We start from the raw sequence: 16,107 nt of genomic DNA, 5'->3' as shown, positions 1-16,107 counted from the left end.
GTCCGTGTCAGACGCGCGCCTGATTGTCGAATACCACCATGCCCAGACTGCGGGCGATTCTGTGGGTGCAGTAGGCGGTCTCGTTGGTCGAGGCCGAGGCCGCCAGCATGCCCGTCGTGGTCCAGCGATTGACGGTCTGACCTTCCTCGTTCTCGGTGATGAAGTTGGCGTCGCGGTCGTCCTTCATGTGTCGGGCGATGCGGGTGAAGGCTTCGTCCCAGCTGATCCGCTTCCACTCTCTGCTGCCGGCCTCACGCACCTGAGGGTAGCGCAGTCGCGATTCGCTGCGGATGTAGTCGAGCAGCCCCGCGCCCTTGGGGCACAGCGAGCCGCGACTCACCGGGTGATCCGGGTCGCCCTCGACGTGGTAGATGTCATCGATGTTGTTGATCGCGGCGTCGCCGCGGGCGTAGATCAGCACGCCGCAGCCCACCGAGCAGTAGGTGCAGTTGCTGCGGGTGATCTTGGCGCCGGTGAGCTTGAAGTGGCGGATCGAGGCGATGGCGGGGTCCGGGGCGAAGCCCATCATCGCCATGCTGGATGTGGCCATCCCCGCCGCACCGAGCTTGAAGAACTGTCTGCGCGAAACCCTGAGGGTCATGAGGCCTCCTGCCTGGTTCCTACCCAATGCTGTCGTTATGGTCTATTGCTAGCGGTCTCTTACAAGCGTAGCGACTTCTCACCGCATGCTTGCGGCGGGTTTGTTTCCGTCGGTAACGCGCCGGATCTACGGTTCGCTCAGGGCGACTGGTCGCCGCTGGCCTGGGGCTCGCCGTCTTCCTGTCGGCCGGTGTCGTCGGCGCCCAGCGGTTCGTCGGGCATGACTTCGTCGTTGTCGTTCTCTTCGCCGTCCTCTTCGCGCTCGGGCGACTGTGTCTCGTAGGCCGGGCCGGCGTCGGATGCGGCAGGTGGGGTCTGGAACAGCTCGTCGCCCTGGGTCTCGCCGCTGCCGCTGCCCTGATCCTCCTCCTCCATGTCGGCACCGGTGATACCGCTGGTGGTGCCGGCTCGTCCGGTGGTGACGTCCGGCGCTTCGGTGATCTCCGCCGGGTCCATGCCGGCGGCGCTCTCGTCCGGTGTGGCCGGGTCGGTGGCCAGTGCCGTGGCCGACCAGAGCATGGTTGCCCCCAGCAGAGGGACGAACGTCTTGGCTGTCATGCTTGCCTCCTTGCCTGCCGCTCTCTCACCCCCAGCGTAGACCCTGACGAATGAGGCCGACAGCGAGGCGCCTTGGCTCGATGGTGGCAATCTCGCGCCTTGCCTTTCTACACTGGAGCCAGGCCGCCCCGGTGGGATGCCGAGGCGGTCGCAGTCGTTTCGCGTCCGGCATCGTCAATGGAGTGACGTCTTGCGCAGTTTACCGGCCACCCTTCCGATCCTCTTCGTCTGCGAGATCAGCTTCCTGCTCGGTCACGGCCTGATCATGACCCTGCTCGGGGTACGCATGTCCATTGAGGGCTTCCCCTCGCACATGGCGGGGCTGCTGATGTCGAGCTTCTCGCTCGGCTTCGTGCTGGGCAGCTATCTGCTGGAGAAGCGTATCCGCAGCGTGGGCCATATCCGCGTGTTCGCCGCCTGCGCCGGCATCCTGGCGGTGACCGCCATGCTCCACGGCCTGTGGGTCGACGCCTGGGCCTGGCTGGCCTGGCGCCTGCTCGGCGGGGTGGCCACGGCGGGCATGCTGATGGTGATGGAGTCGTGGGTCTCGGGGGAGTCGACCAACGACAATCGCGGGCAGGTGCTGGCGATCTACATGATCATCTCGACCCTGTCGCTGGCCGGCGGGCAGTGGATGCTCAATCTGGCCGACCCGGCCGGCCCGGCGCTGTTCTCTCTGGTCGGCATACTGTTCGCCCTGGCGCTGGTGCCGCTGTCGATCGTGCGCATTCACGGCCCGCGCCAGACCCACGACATCCAGCCGCAGAAGATCCCCCTCAAGACGCTGTTCAAGCGCGCGCCGGTGGGGCTGGTAGGGGCCTTCACCGCCGGGCTGATGGTGCAGTCCTTCTTCGCCATGACGCCCTTCTACGGCCAGGAGATCGGCCTCACCACCGGTGAGACGGCGCGTTTCATGGCCATCACCACCATGGTGGCGCTGTTCGCCCAGTGGGGGCTCGGGCGGCTCTCCGACCATATCGACCGGCGCAAGGTGATCCTCGGCATGGCGGTGGTGATGACCATCTCCGGCGTGCTGGTATCGATGCTGGTGCGTATCGATTTCTGGCTGCTGGTGCTGGTGGCCTGCTTCCATACCGCCATGCTGCATACCCTCTATGCTCTGAGCCTGGCCCACACCAACGACTGGCTGGAGCCCGGCGAGATCGTTGCCGCCAATGCCAAGCTGATGATCTGGTACGGCATCGGTTCGATCATCGGCCCCTTCTCGGCCTCGCTGGTGATGCAGGCGATCGGCCCCGACGGGCTGTGGATGTTCCTCGGCGGCGCCTCGCTGGCACTGGCGCTGTTCGTGGCGCTGCGCCTGCGCCGTCGTCCCGGTGAGCCGGTGGAGGAGGTCGAGCAGGAGCCCTTCGTGGCGGTGCCGACCCTGGAGACGCCGCACTTCACCGAGCTCGATCCGCGCCTGGAGCCGACCCAGATGGAGTTCCACTTCGAGGAAGCGGCGGAGACGAGGCGGGAAGAGGCTGCCTGAAGCCGGCGAATGCGCCATCATGGGGAACGCCCTCGGAGGGAGAAAAAAGACCGATGCGACGTTCATTCGCCCTGTCCCATGTGCTGGGCCATGCGCTGGGCCTGCTGGCTTCTCTGTCGCTGCCCATGGCCGTGCAGGCCGACAGCTGCCCGCCGCCGGGCCAGTGGCTCCAGCCCGGCGGCGAGCGGCTCGATTCGGCGGCGCTGTTCGCCGAACTCGCCGAGCGCGACGTGGTGCTGCTCGGCGAGCAGCACGACCGCATGGATCACCACCGCTGGCAGCTGCACACCCTGGCTGGCCTGCACGCCCTGCGCCCGAACATGGTGATCGGCCTGGAGATGCTGCCCCGCGAAGCCCAGCCGGCGCTGGACGCCTGGGTGGCGGGAGAGCTCGACGAGGCGGAATTTCTCGCCGCCAGCCACTGGCGCAGCGCCTGGGGCTTCGACCCGGGGCTCTACCTGCCGATCCTGCACTTCGCGCGTCTCCACCGCGTGCCGCTCAAGGCCATCAACGTTACCCCCGAGCTGCGCGGCAGGCTGGCCGGCAATGGCTGGGAGGCAGTGCCGGAGGACGAGCGCTTCGGCATCACCGCGCCGGCCGAGGCGCTGCCCGGCTACCGCGAGCGCCTGGCCGCCGTGCATGCCCAGCACCCCAGCGCAGGCGACGAGGAGAGCCTCGAGCGCTTCATCGCTGCGCAATTGGTGTGGGACCGCGCCATGGCCGCCGGACTGGCCGAGGCCGCCGCCGAGGGGGCGCTGACGGTGGGGCTGATCGGCCAAGGGCACCTGCAGTACGAACACGGCGTGCCCCATCAGCTCGACGATCTGGGTGTGGAGGCCCATGCCACCCTGCTGCCCTGGGCGGTGGAGGAGGGATGCGAGCCGCCGCCTGAAGGGCTGGCGCAGGCCGTGTTCACCCTGGCCGAGACGCCAAGGGCGTTGCAGCCACCCATGCAGCTCGGGGTCTACCTGATGCCCGGCGAGCGGGGCGTGGCGATACACGGCGTAGTAGAGGGCTCGGTGGCGGAGCAGGCCGGCCTGGAGGAGGGGGATATCGTTCTGCGGGCCGCCGGTGAGGTGTTGACGAGGCCTGCGGACCTGACCCATCTGGTGCAGCGTCAGCCCCCCGGTACCCTGCTGCCGCTGGAGGTGGAGCGGAACGGCGAGCGGCGCGAGATCCTGGCGCGCTTCCCGCCACGTGACGACGGCAACGGCACGCCATGAGCCGGGCCATGCCGAACGCGCTGCGCTCGCTTCTTGTCGGGCTGATAGCGTTCGCCTTGCTTTTCGGTATCGTAGCGGCGCGGGCCGAAGCGCTGCCCCAGGTCAGCCTCGATATCGCCCTCGACCCCGGCAGCGGCAGCCTGGAGGGGGAGATGACCCTGGTGCCGCCGCCCGCGTCGAACGGCTTCACCTTGCTGCCCGGCCTCGAGCTCGTCGCTGCGCAGGCCGATGGCGACGCCATCGCGGCCGAGGCTGACGACGACGGCCGCCATCGGCTCGCCTGGCCGTCGGGTACCGAGTCGCTGACGCTGCGCTGGCAGGGGCGGCTGGAGGACGGCGAGCGGCTGCTGGTCTCGCCCGGCGGCAGCCTGCTGCCGGCCCACGGCGGCTGGTATCCGCGCTTCGACGACCTCCGCCCCTTCTCGCTGACCCTGCAGATCACGCTGCCGCCGGGGCAGCGCGCGGTGGGTACCGGCTCGCTGCAGGGCGAGCCCCGGGCCGACGAGGAGGGCTATCGCGTGCGTCACGTGCATCCGCGCACGGCGGTGGTGGAGCTGGCAGCCGGCCCGTGGGTGGAGCGCAGCCGCGAGGTCGACGGCGTGCGCCTGCGCACGCTGTTCCCCGAGGCGCTGGACGCAGCCCACGCCGAAACCTACCTGGACCACATCGCCGACTACCTGCAGCGCTTTGCCCGGCGCGTCGGCCCCTATCCCTACGCCAGCTTTACCATTGCCGCCTCGCCGGCCCCGGTGGGGCTGGCCTATCCCGGCTTCACCCTGCTCGGCGAGCGGGTCATCCCGCTGCCGTTCATCCCCCGCACTTCGCTGGCCCACGAGCTGATGCACGCCTGGTGGGGCGCCGGGGTGCTGGTCGACTATTCCCGGCACGAAGGGATCGGCGGCAACTGGTCCGAGGCGCTGACCACCTATCTGGCCGACTATGCCCTCGACGAGGCCCGCGGCGAGGCGCGGGAGACCCGCCGCCGCTGGCTGCTCGACCTGGCGGCGCTGCCGGATGACTTCGACCGCCGGCTGGCCGACTTTCGCGGCCAGCGCGACCCGGCCATGCGGCTGCTGGGCTACCAGCACGGCGCCATGCTGCTGCACATGCTGCGCCAGCGTATCGGCGACGAGGCCTTCGACGAGGGGCTGCGCCGCTTCGCCGAGCGCCATATGCATCGCCGGGCCGGCTGGGACGACCTCGCGGCGGCGCTGAGCGAGGCCGCCGGCGAGCCGCTGCAGGCGTCCGTCGAGGCCTGGGTGCAGCGGCCGGGACGTCCGGCGCTGGCCGTCGAGGCCACCCGCCGCGAGACATCGGATGGCTGGACGATAGCGGGGGTGCTCGAGCAGAGCGGGGCGGGTGCACCCTGGCCGCTCCAGGTGCCGCTCACGGTCGAGACCGCCGCCGGCGTGGAGCGGCACCGAGTGGCGCTCGAAGAGGCGCGAGCCGGCTTCTCGCTGCGACTGGAGAATGAGCCGCTCGCGCTTCTCGTCGACCCCGACTTCGACCTGCTGCGCCGGGTGGACGGCCCGCCGATCCTGCGCCGGGTGACGCTCGATCCCGCCAGTCGGCTGCTGGCGCTGGAGGCTTCACTGGCCGAGCCGGTCAGGCAGGCCCTGGGTGCGCCGCTGACTGCGGCCAGCGAGACGCCATCGCTGGCGGAGGATGCGCGGCCTCTGCTGGTGGCGGGCTCGACCGGGCAAGTGGCTGACTGGCTCGAAGACCAGGGGGTCGCTGAGGTTGCTCGGAGCATGGGGCAACGTGGCCAGGCGCGGGCCTGGACCCTGCCCGGCACCGCCGTGACGGCAATCAGCGCTGACGACCGGGAGACCCTCATGCGCCTGCTGGGCAGCCTGCGCCACCAGCTGGCGCATGGCTACCTGATCGTGGACGGCGACGAGACGACCACCGGCGCCTGGCCGTTCGAGGAGACGGCCCTGCGCGTCGATTGGTCGCCCTGACCGCTTGCACGCAGCGCTGCTCGATGCGCTATCGTATCGGGAGCCGCCGGATGCCCGGCGTACGACTCGATCATGTCGCGAAAGCGCACCGAATCTGCTGGAGGAGAGCCTTGGCCATTTCCCGTTTTGCCGATCTGCTGGACGAGGCGCGTCGTCAGCCCGAGCCGCAGCGTTTGCTGTTCGTCTTCACCCGCGCCGAGCTGCCGGACAACCCCACCGAGGAGCAGCGCGCGCGCTTCGAGCAGGGCGAGGGTGGCGTGCTGACCCCGGTGCTGTGCGTCGACAAGACGCCCGAGGAGCTCAGCGACATGGCCGCGCTGGTGGCCGAGTCGCAGCGCACCGGTATCGAGTGGGACGTCGTCTTCGTCGGCGCGCTGTCCGGCCGCGGCCGGGAGGCGCCCACCAGTGAAGAGGCCGAGAACCATCTGCAGCGTATGGTGCAGTCGCTGCAGATGGGCAATACCCAGAGCTTCCTGGCGCTGAATCGTCAGGGCGAGGCGATAGCCTTGCAATAGCGTTTCGGTGACACCATAGAGAACCCTTATCGGAACCATGGCGGCAATCAATTTTCGCCTATGGGTTGCGATGGATAAGATATGCCCCGTATTCGGATCACCCATCAAATGACATGGAGCATTACTGAATGTCCCTGATCAACACCGAAGTCCAGCCGTTCAAGGCCACTGCTTTCCACAACGGCGAGTTCGTCGAAGTTTCCAATGAAGACCTGAAGGGTCAGTGGTCCGTGGTGATCTTCATGCCGGCCGCGTTCACCTTCAACTGCCCGACCGAGGTCGAGGACGCTGCCGAGCACTACGAGGAGTTCAAGAAGGCCGGTGCCGAGGTCTACATCGTCACCACCGACACCCACTTCTCGCACAAGGTGTGGCACGAGACTTCCCCGGCAGTGGGCAAGGCCAAGTTCCCGCTGGTCGGTGACCCGACTCACCAGCTGACCCGCGCTTTCGGTGTGCACATCGAAGAAGCCGGTCTGGCTCTGCGCGGCACCTTCGTGATCGACCCGGAAGGCGTGATCAAGACCCTGGAGATCCACGACAACGCCATCGCCCGCGACGTCGCGGAGACCCTGCGCAAGCTGAAGGCCGCTCAGTACGTGCGCAACAACCCGAACGAAGTCTGCCCGGCCAAGTGGAAGGAAGGCGAGCAGACCCTCGCGCCCTCTCTGGATCTGGTCGGCAAGATCTAATCGATCTTTCCTGACCCGCGGGCTCGCTTCCGATCCCGTGTATGTTCCCGCCCGGGCATGTGCTGCCCGGGCGATTTTCCGATACGTGCAAGCCCGTGCCTGCGCCGACGCCACGTCAGCGCTGAGAGCATCGTCTTGCCATTTTCCAGCCCAGACATGAAGGAAACCGCTGTCATGTTGGACGACAATCTGAAAAGTCAGCTAAAAGCCTACCTGCAGAAGGTCACGCAGCCGTTCGAGATCGTCGCATCCCTCGATGACGGCGCGAAATCCCAGGAGCTGCATGGGCTGCTGAAGGACATCGTCGCCCTGTGCGACAAGATCACCCTGCGCCTGGACGGTATGGATGCGCGCAAGCCCTCCTTCGCCCTGAACCGTCCCGGCGAGGAGACCGGCGTGGTCTTCGCCGGCATACCCATGGGCCACGAGTTCACCTCGCTGGTGCTGGCGCTGCTGCAGGTGGGCGGCCATCCGCCCAAGGTCAGCGACGACACCCTCGCCCAGATCAAGGCGCTCGAAGGCGAGTTCCACTTCGAGACCTACTACTCGCTGTCGTGCCAGAACTGCCCCGACGTGGTGCAGGCGCTCAACCTGATGGCCATCTTCAACCCGGGCGTGCGCCACGTCGCCATCGACGGCGCGCTGTTTCAGGGTGAGGTCGAAGAGCGCCAGATCATGTCGGTGCCGAGCATCTACCTCAACGGCGAGCCCTTCGATCAGGGGCGCATGAGCCTGGAGCAGATCCTGGCCAAGGTCGACACCGGCGCGGCCCAGCGCGAGGCGGCCAAGCTCAACGAGAAGGATGCCTTCGACGTGCTGGTGGTGGGCGGCGGTCCGGCCGGCGCCGCGGCGGCCATCTACGCCGCGCGCAAGGGTATCCGTACCGGCGTGGCGGCCGAGCGCTTCGGCGGTCAGGTGCTCGACACCATGGCCATCGAGAACTTCATCTCCGTGCCCTACACCGAAGGCCCCAAGCTGGCCGCGGCCCTCGAGCAGCACGTCAAGGAGTACGAGGCCGACATCATGAACCTGCAGCGTGCGGTCAAGCTGATCCCGGCCGCCGACCAGGGCGGCGAGCACGAGGTGGAGTTCGAATCCGGCGCGCGCCTCAAGAGCAAGACGCTGATTCTCTCCACCGGTGCCCGCTGGCGCGAGATGAACGTGCCCGGCGAGGCCGAGTACCGCAACAAGGGCGTGGCCTACTGCCCCCACTGCGACGGTCCGCTGTTCAAGGGCAAGCGCGTGGCGGTGATCGGCGGCGGCAACTCCGGCGTCGAGGCGGCCATCGACCTGGCCGGCATCGTCGGCCACGTGACGCTGATCGAGTTCATGGACGAGATGCGCGCCGACGCGGTGCTGCAGAAGAAGCTGAAGAGCCTGCCCAACGTCGAGATCATCCTCGGCGCGCGCACCACCGAGGTGAACGGCGACGGTACCCGGGTCAACGGCCTGACCTATGAAGAGCGAGCCAGCGGCGAGATCAAGCGGCTCGAGCTGGAAGGCATCTTCGTGCAGATCGGCCTGGTGCCCAACACCGAGTGGCTCACCGACTCGCCCATCGAGCTGTCTCAGCGCGGCGAGATCGTGATCGACGAGCGCGGCATGACCTCGGTGCCCGGCATCTTCGCCGCCGGCGACGTCACCACCGTGCCCTACAAGCAGATCGTCATCGCCATGGGCGAGGGCTCGAAGGCCGCCCTCGGCGCCTTCGACTATCTGATTCGCCACTGACCCAGGTGCCTGCGACCCGCTGCAGGCATCCACCATCTCGCGCCCCCCAGGTCGTACCTGCGGGGCGTTTTTGCTTGCGCCGTCTGGCGTTGAACGTCGTGCGCCAGCGGCGTGCCGATATCTCCCCTGGGGCACCAAAATGAGGCATGACTGCAGGCCGGATCGCCTTCTCTACGACCGTTGAATAATAGTTTTGCCTGCACTATCCCCGTCCTGGAACAAACCTTGCTAAGGTGCTGGGCACATGCTCAGGCATGCATCGTTCAAGAACACCAAGAACCAACGAGGGTTTTTTCCATGCGCGACAACAAGAACAAGTGGCTTCTGGCCACTTCCGCAGCGGTACTGGCACTGGGTACTGCCTCCCTGGCTTCGGCGAACACCCTGCAGAACACCATTCAACGTGGTGCCGTGCAGTGTGGCGTCAGCGACGGCCTGCCCGGTTTCTCCGCGCCGGACGATCAGGGCGAATGGCAGGGCCTGGACGTCGATGTCTGTCGTGCCGTGGCGGCCGCGGTGTTCGGCGATGCCGATGCCGTACGCTACATCTCCCTTAACGCCGTGGAGCGCTTCACGGCGCTGCAGTCCGGCGAGGTCGATGTGCTCTCGCGCAACACCACCTGGACCACCACTCGCGATACCACCCTGGGTCTGAACTTCACCGGTGTGACGTTCTACGACGGCATCGGCTTCATGATCAACCGCGATCTTGGTGTCTCCAGCGCCCTGGATCTCGACGGCGCCGCCATCTGCGTGCAGTCCGGGACCACCACCGAACTCAACGTGGCCGACTACTTCCGCGCCAACGGCATGGAGTTCGATCCCATCGTTTTCGACACCTCAGAGCAGACCGTGGGTGGCTACGAGGCCGGTCGCTGCGACGTGCTGACCTCCGATACCTCACAGCTGGCCGCGCTGCGCATCCAGCTCTCCGATCCCGACCAGTCCGTGATCCTGCCCGAAATCATCTCCAAGGAGCCGCTGGGACCGGTGGTACGTCAGGGCGACGATCAGTGGTTCAACATCGTCAAGTGGTCGCTGTTCGCCATGCTCAACGCCGAAGAGATGGGCATCACCCAGGAAAACGTCGATGAGATGCGCAACTCCGACGATCCGGATATCGCCCGTCTGCTGGGACAGGACGGCAACTACGGTGAAGGCATGGGCCTCGATGCGAACTGGGCCTACAACATCATCAGCCAAGTGGGCAACTACGGCGAAAGCTTCGAGCGCAACGTCGGTATGGGTTCACCGCTGCAGATCGAGCGCGGTATCAATGCGCTGTGGACCAACGGCGGCATTCAGTACGCTCCGCCGATCCGCTGATCCAACCGCCCGAGTCACCTGAGGTGCCTCGATCCAACTGTGCCCCGGCCCGGTCACCCCGGGCCGGGGCTTGAAGATTGCTTGACGGATCCAGGCGGAGAGTCCCTTCATGTCCGTTCGTCCCAAGGCCCATACATTGGGCCCAAAGCCGCCCTTCTGGCGTGACCGCGCCAAGCGCGCATTATTATTTCAGGTTCTGTTGATTGCCGCCGTTGCCGCCTTCCTGCTCTACATCATCGGCAACACCCAGGACAACCTGGCCGCCCGTGGCATCACCACCGGCTTCGGCTTTCTGGACAGAACCGCCGGGTTCGGCATCGGCCAGAGCCTGATCGAATACTCATCGCAGAGCACCTACGGCCGCACCTTCGTGGTAGGCCTGCTCAATACCCTGCTGGTTTCCGCCCTGGGGGTCATTGCGGCCACCATCATCGGCTTCATCGTCGGTATCGCCCGGCTCTCGCCCAACTGGCTCATTGCGCGGCTGGCCAGCGGTTACATCGAGATATTCCGCAACATTCCTCTGCTGCTGCAGATCTTCTTCTGGTACTTCGCCGTGCTGCGCGCCATGCCTGCGGCGCGGGACAGTTACTCGCTCGGCGAGGTCATCTTTCTCAACGTGCGCGGCCTCTACCTGCCGGAGCCGCTGTTCGAATCGGGTTTCGGGCTGATTCCATTGACCTTTGTCGTGGCCATCGTGGCCAGCATCGCCCTGGTCATCTGGAACAAGCGCCGTCACGAGGCCACCGGCAAGCGCCTGCCGGCCGGCTGGATCTCGCTGGCGTTGATTCTCGGCCTGCCCATGCTGGTGCTGGTGGCGACCGGCGTGCCCGTCACCTGGGACGTACCGGAGCTGCGCGGTTTCAACTTCCGCGGCGGCATCACCATCATTCCCGAGTTCCTGGCGCTGTGGCTGGCACTCTCGATCTATACGGCGTCGTTCATTGCCGAGATCGTGCGCTCAGGCATCCAGGCGATTCCCCATGGCCAGACCGAGGCGGCCCAGGCGCTGAGCCTGCCGCAGAAACTCGTGCTGCGCCTGGTAGTGGTGCCGCAGGCGCTGCGCGTGATCATTCCGCCGCTGACCAGCCAGTATCTCAACCTGATCAAGAACTCCTCGCTGGCCACCGCCATCGGCTATCCGGACCTTGTTTCGGTATTCGCCGGCACCACGCTCAACCAGACGGGTCAGGCGATCGAGGTGATCTCCATGACCATGGCGGTCTACCTGATCATCAGTCTGCTGGTGTCGATGTTCATGAACTGGTTCAACGCCCGCGTGGCGCTGGTGGAACGCTAGGAGAGGCGCCATGACTGTTCAACACAAGATGATCGAGGCGCGTCCGGCGCCCGGCAATACGGTCGGGCCCATCGCCTGGCTGCGCATCAATCTGTTCAGCGGGCCGGTGAACACCGTCTTTACGCTGCTCGGGCTCTACCTGCTGTACGTGCTGCTGACACCCACGATCCAGTGGGCCTTCATCAATGCCGACTGGGTCGGTACCAGCCGTGACGACTGCTCTCGCGAAGGGGCCTGCTGGGTGTTCGTCAACGCGCGTTTGACACAGTTCATCTATGGCCTGTATCCGCGTACTGAGCTGTGGCGGGTCAACATCGTGTTCGCGACTTTCGCGGTGCTGATCGCCTGGCTGGCCATCCCGCGCCTGCCCCTCAAGCGCTGGGTGGCCCTGGCGACGCTGGTGGCCTTCCCGGTGTTTGCCTTCTTCCTGCTCTACGGCGGCTACTTCGGGCTGCGTGTGGTGGAAACCCATCGCTGGGGCGGGCTGATGCTGACCCTTATCCTGGCGGTGGTGGGCATGGTGGCGGCCCTGCCGATCGGTATCCTGCTGGCCCTGGGGCGGCGCTCGCAGATGCCCATCGTCAAGAGCTTTTGCGTGGTGTTCATCGAGTTCTGGCGCGGCGTGCCGCTGATCACCATCCTGTTCATGGCCTCGGTCATGCTGCCGCTGTTCCTGCCCACCGGCGTCAGCGTCGACCGTCTGGTGCGGGCGCTGATCGGGATCACCCTGTTCCAGAGCGCCTACATGGCCGAGGTCATCCGTGGCGGCCTGCAGGCGATTCCCCGCGGCCAGGAAGAGGCGGCGGCGGCGCTGGGCATGGGCTACTGGATGCGCATGGGCCTGATCGTGCTGCCTCAGGCGCTGAAGATGATGATCCCCGGCATCGTCAATACCTTCATCTCGCTGTTCAAGGACACCACCCTGGTCATGATCATCGGTCTGTTCGACCTGTTGGGCATCGTCCAGGCGGCGCTGTCGGATTCCCGCTGGCTGGGCTTCGCCCTGGAGGGCTACGTGTTCGCCGCGTTCATGTTCTGGATCTTCTGCTTCAGCATGTCGCGCTACAGCCAGTACCTGGAGCGGAAGCTGCACACCGGCCATAAGAGATAGGAATGAGAACAATGACTGAACAAGCAACCAAGGCCGGCAACGAGACCCCCATGGTCGAGATGCGCGGCGTCAACAAGTGGTACGGCGACTTCCATGTGCTGCGTGACATCGATCTCGAGGTCAAGCGCGGCGAGCGTATCGTCATCTGCGGCCCTTCGGGCTCGGGCAAGTCGACGCTGATCCGCTGCATCAACCACCTCGAGGAACATCAGGCCGGCGAGATCGTGGTCGGCGGCATTCCGCTGACCCAGGACGTCAAGCGCATCGAGCAGATCCGCCGCAACGTCGGCATGGTGTTCCAGCACTTCAACCTCTTCCCGCACCTCACCGTGCTGGAAAACTGCTGCCTGGCGCCCATGTGGGTGCAGAAGAAACCGCGGCGCGAGGCCGAGGAGCAGGCCATGCGCTACCTGGAGCGGGTGCGTATCGCCGAGCAGGCGCGCAAGTACCCGGGCCAGCTTTCCGGCGGCCAGCAGCAGCGCGTGGCGATTGCCCGCTCGCTGTGCATGCACCCCGAGGTGATGCTGTTCGACGAGCCCACCTCGGCGCTCGATCCGGAGATGATCAAGGAGGTGCTCGACGTCATGGTCGAGTTGGCCAACGAGGGCATGACCATGCTCTGCGTGACCCACGAGATGGGCTTCGCCAAGACCGTGGCCGATCGCGTGATCTTCATGGACCAGGGGCAGATCATCGAGGAGAACGCGCCGGAGCCCTTCTTCAACAATCCGCAGTCCGAGCGTACCCAGCTGTTCCTCAGTCAGATCCTCGGCCACTAGGATGGGAGGTCGCCGGCGGCGTGGCTTGCTGCGACGCCGGCGTCGCCTGAGGATACGCCATGACGCGGTTGCGTCCCGCGCGCTTGGCGGCGTAGAGCGCCTGGTCGGCCTGAGTGCTGGCCAGGCTTTGGGCGTGCTCCTGATCCTGGCCGGGCATCAGCCGGGCGATACCGATGCTGATCGTGATGGTGACGGGCGGCGCTGCGGCCATGCCCGCCAGCGGGGGAAGCAAAAAGGGGGTATCGGCGATGCTGGTCCTCAGACGTTCGCCCAGCTGCCAGGCCTGAGCATCGTCGAGCCCGCTGACGAATACCGCAAATTCCTCGCCGCCCATGCGGGCCAGCACGTCCTGGCCGCGTAGCTCGTTGTCCAGCCGTGTGGCGACCAGTTTGAGCAGGGCATCGCCGGCGGGATGTCCGTAGCGATCGTTGATCTGCTTGAAGTGGTCGATATCGAGCATCAACAGATGGCAGTGCGTCGTCGAGGTGCGCTTCAGCGTCGTCTGCAGATGGCGCGTCAGGCCGCGCCGGTTCATCACGCCGGTGAGCTCATCGTACTCGGCGGCGAGCATGGCTCGCTCCTCTCCCTGCTTGCGACGGCTGATGTCGATGACCAGTCCCGATACGACGCTGGGCCGGTCGCTGGTGTCGCAAGCCAGTTCGGCGACGATCTCATGCCAGCGTGCCGGGGTTTCAGGGCGCTGCAGCCGCACGTCCAGGCGAAAACTCTGGCCTGCGCCTGAGTCGCTCAGACACTGGCGCATCCGCTTCCACAGGCGCTGTCGGTCGGCCCTGAGCATATGGGCCAGCAACCGTCGCAGCGGCAGGCGGGCATAGTCGTCGGGATAGCCCAGCGTGCGCAGCAGGGCGCGAGAGCACCAGGTCGAGCCGCTATGCAGGTCGATCTCCCAGATACCGCATTCGGCGACCTGTTGAAACAGCTCGAACTGACGTCGGCGGCTGGCGAGCTGGTGACGATAGAGTGACGAGGCGATCAGTTCTGCGGCGATGACGAGTGCGTCGAGCCCGGCGCCCTCCCAGTCGAGGGGGCGCTCGCAGTCATCGATTCCCAGCGTGCCCCACCAGCGGCCGTCCACCATGATGGGAACCGTGACCATCGAGAGTATCTGCTGGCTCTCGAGGTTCTCACGCAGCGGCCCCGGCGCCATCCTTTCGGTGATGAAGCGTTGCGACATGCCGCGTTGGCGCTCGGCGACCATGCGGCGATAGGTGGGGTCATCGAAAACGCTGGCAAAGAAGCGAAAGCGCTTCTGCGTGAGCTGACGATAGCTTGGCTTGGCGGCCCACTCGAACACATAGTCCTGAATGACCGCCTCGTCCTGCAGTTCCAGCAACTGGAAGATCCATACCCGGCTGGCCCCCGAAGCCTGGCCGATCTCGCCCAGCAGTGCATCGACGCCGTCGCCCCAGAAGCGCCCCCTCATCAAGGCCCGGCTGCCCTTGGCGAGAGCGGCGAGGAGGCGCATGGCGTCGGGCTGGATCGGAACCGGCATGGGTCGACTCATCCATCGGGCGGTAGACCGATCATAACAGAGCCTTACATTGCGGTTACACCATGACGTGTTCGGTGGCAATGCCGAACCCTGGCCGGTTGAAGGTCAGATGCTGCCCTGAGGCTTGAGGGACTCGGCGGGGCGCGTCACTCGTGCACTGCCCAGCACGCTGGGTTCGATCTCGACCGAGCGTGCCTCGCTGGTCCAGGCGGCCTGGGCATCGTGCACTGCCGGGCGGCGCTCGAAGGAGCGCGTCACCACGTCGCCGGGCGCGAAGCCGGCACGAGCGGCGAGGTGATGAGGCAGCAGGCAGAGTTCGACGAGCAGGCGCAGCGTGAACGCTGCGGCCAGCCACAGCCCGGCACCCGCCGCCAGCTCGGGCCAGGCCAGGTACCAGTCGGTGGCAGCGAACCAGGGGGTGCGTGGCAGCAGCCATAGTGCGGCGGCGACGAGCAGCCCCATCTGCAACAGGAGATGGAAGAAGAGCAGAACGCCGCGGGACATGGGGCGGCGGGGAAACAGAAACTGACGCATCGGGCTCCTCCCTAGGGCACATCGGCATACGATGAACGTGCCGACATCCCTGCCGGCGGTTCGATGCTACCCCAGATCGCGGCCGGCGTCAGCCGTCACGTCGGGAAACGTTTCACCGCTCAGTCAAGCAAGGTGATGCTGGCCGGTAGCAGCGCGTCACGGGCGCGATGCTCACCAAGCGGGCGGCCCTGGAGAGCGGTCAGCAGGATCTGCAGCGGATCGCCGTGGCTTACCAACAGCACGGTCTCCTGGCGCAGCGATTGCTCCAGCGAAGCGATCACCCCTTGCATGCGAGCGGCGACGCTGGCGGCGCTCTCCACGCCATGCTCTCGATGCGCCGGGTCGTGAGCATCGAGCGCCCAGACGTCGGGATAGTGGCTGTCCGGTCCGCCTTCGAAATCGCCGAAGGCACGCTCGCGCAGGCGCGGTTCGGGTTGCAACGCGAGACCGAAGTGCATGGCCACTCGGGTGGCGGTTTCGGTGGTGCGCAGGAAGTCGGAGTGCAGGATGCGGGTCGGCGTCGGCCAGCGCCAGTCGGCGAGCAGCTCTTGCAGCTGTGCCTCGCCCCGGTGGGAGAGGCCGAACGCCGAGAGCCCCCTGGCCGGGGTGCTGATGATCAGGTGCCGCTCGTTGGCTTCACTATGACCATGCCGCATCAGCAGGTAGCGATTGTGGCGCGAACCCGAGGCGCGGTGAAATCGGTTTGACATCGTCTTGTCATACTACCTAGATTGAGAGTTAGTTTCGTTTGCGATCATGAAGGCTTTGGTAT

Annotated in this window: 15 protein-coding genes; 10 read left to right on the top strand and 5 right to left on the bottom strand. The window is 66.2% G+C overall.

Features of this window, described 5'->3' with window-relative positions; translation table 11 throughout:
- Positions 1 to 7 precede the first annotated feature (7 nt).
- Together C4S71_RS23075 and C4S71_RS18845 are read right to left on the bottom strand one after the other, a co-directional pair.
- A complete protein-coding gene (locus C4S71_RS23075; protein WP_086509140.1) occupies positions 8 to 601 on the bottom strand; it encodes a molybdopterin-dependent oxidoreductase in 594 nt (197 codons plus the stop codon).
- A gap of 137 nt (positions 602 to 738) precedes the next feature.
- The gene (locus tag C4S71_RS18845) at positions 739 to 1,158 is read right to left on the bottom strand and encodes a hypothetical protein (protein WP_086509141.1); all 420 of its coding nucleotides are present in this window, start codon (positions 1,156 to 1,158) and stop codon (positions 739 to 741) included.
- Between the two features lie 190 nt (positions 1,159 to 1,348).
- Between C4S71_RS18845 and C4S71_RS18840 the strand changes: the two genes are divergently transcribed.
- From C4S71_RS18840 to C4S71_RS18795, 10 genes are all read left to right on the top strand, one after another.
- Positions 1,349 to 2,650 carry an MFS transporter gene (locus tag C4S71_RS18840; RefSeq protein ID WP_103970193.1) on the top strand — a complete coding sequence of 434 codons (1,302 nt, stop codon included), beginning with the start codon at positions 1,349 to 1,351 and terminating at the stop codon, positions 2,648 to 2,650.
- Positions 2,651 to 2,703: 53 nt separating this feature from the next.
- Positions 2,704 to 3,873, top strand: a complete 1,170-nt coding sequence (locus C4S71_RS18835; protein WP_103970192.1) for a ChaN family lipoprotein — start codon at positions 2,704 to 2,706, stop codon at positions 3,871 to 3,873.
- Positions 3,874 to 3,881: 8 nt separating this feature from the next.
- Positions 3,882 to 5,834 carry a M1 family metallopeptidase gene (locus C4S71_RS18830; RefSeq protein WP_103970191.1) on the top strand — a complete coding sequence of 651 codons (1,953 nt, stop codon included), beginning with the start codon at positions 3,882 to 3,884 and terminating at the stop codon, positions 5,832 to 5,834.
- 110 nt (positions 5,835 to 5,944) lie between these two features.
- Complete coding sequence (locus tag C4S71_RS18825; RefSeq protein WP_103970190.1) at positions 5,945 to 6,349, top strand: ribonucleotide reductase subunit alpha; 405 nt, start codon at positions 5,945 to 5,947, stop codon at positions 6,347 to 6,349.
- Positions 6,350 to 6,477: 128 nt separating this feature from the next.
- Positions 6,478 to 7,041: an alkyl hydroperoxide reductase subunit C gene (ahpC, locus tag C4S71_RS18820; protein ID WP_010625824.1), complete on the top strand. Its 564-nt coding sequence runs from the start codon at positions 6,478 to 6,480 to the stop codon at positions 7,039 to 7,041.
- A 174-nt stretch (positions 7,042 to 7,215) separates the two neighbouring features.
- Positions 7,216 to 8,772, top strand: a complete 1,557-nt coding sequence (ahpF, locus tag C4S71_RS18815) for an alkyl hydroperoxide reductase subunit F (protein ID WP_103970189.1) — start codon at positions 7,216 to 7,218, stop codon at positions 8,770 to 8,772.
- Between the two features lie 297 nt (positions 8,773 to 9,069).
- Positions 9,070 to 10,098, top strand: a complete 1,029-nt coding sequence (locus C4S71_RS18810; protein ID WP_103970188.1) for an amino acid ABC transporter substrate-binding protein — start codon at positions 9,070 to 9,072, stop codon at positions 10,096 to 10,098.
- Positions 10,099 to 10,207: 109 nt separating this feature from the next.
- On the top strand, positions 10,208 to 11,398 hold the full coding sequence (locus C4S71_RS18805) for an amino acid ABC transporter permease (RefSeq protein ID WP_086509148.1): 1,191 nt from the start codon (positions 10,208 to 10,210) through the stop codon (positions 11,396 to 11,398).
- A 10-nt stretch (positions 11,399 to 11,408) separates the two neighbouring features.
- Positions 11,409 to 12,509, top strand: coding sequence for an amino acid ABC transporter permease (locus C4S71_RS18800; protein WP_086509149.1), 1,101 nt, complete (start codon positions 11,409 to 11,411; stop codon positions 12,507 to 12,509).
- 50 nt (positions 12,510 to 12,559) lie between these two features.
- Positions 12,560 to 13,288 carry an amino acid ABC transporter ATP-binding protein gene (locus tag C4S71_RS18795; protein ID WP_103970210.1) on the top strand — a complete coding sequence of 243 codons (729 nt, stop codon included), beginning with the start codon at positions 12,560 to 12,562 and terminating at the stop codon, positions 13,286 to 13,288.
- On the opposite strand, the gene C4S71_RS18790 is transcribed toward C4S71_RS18795, so the two are convergent.
- From C4S71_RS18790 to C4S71_RS18780, 3 genes are all read right to left on the bottom strand, one after another.
- A complete protein-coding gene (locus C4S71_RS18790; RefSeq protein ID WP_103970187.1) occupies positions 13,266 to 14,801 on the bottom strand; it encodes a sensor domain-containing diguanylate cyclase in 1,536 nt (511 codons plus the stop codon). The genes C4S71_RS18795 and C4S71_RS18790 overlap by 23 nt on opposite strands.
- A gap of 105 nt (positions 14,802 to 14,906) precedes the next feature.
- Positions 14,907 to 15,335 (bottom strand): hypothetical protein, encoded by a 429-nt coding sequence (locus C4S71_RS18785; protein ID WP_103970186.1) that lies wholly within the window; start codon positions 15,333 to 15,335, stop codon positions 14,907 to 14,909.
- A 119-nt stretch (positions 15,336 to 15,454) separates the two neighbouring features.
- Positions 15,455 to 16,045 (bottom strand): histidine phosphatase family protein, encoded by a 591-nt coding sequence (locus C4S71_RS18780; RefSeq protein WP_103970185.1) that lies wholly within the window; start codon positions 16,043 to 16,045, stop codon positions 15,455 to 15,457.
- Between the last annotated feature and the right edge of the window lie 62 nt (positions 16,046 to 16,107).

The organism is Billgrantia desiderata (genome assembly GCF_900108215.1).
Classification (GTDB): Bacteria; Pseudomonadota; Gammaproteobacteria; order Pseudomonadales; family Halomonadaceae; genus Halomonas; species Halomonas desiderata.
The sequence above is the reverse complement of the archived record's forward strand: the minus strand, read 5'-3'. Positions and strand labels throughout refer to the sequence as shown.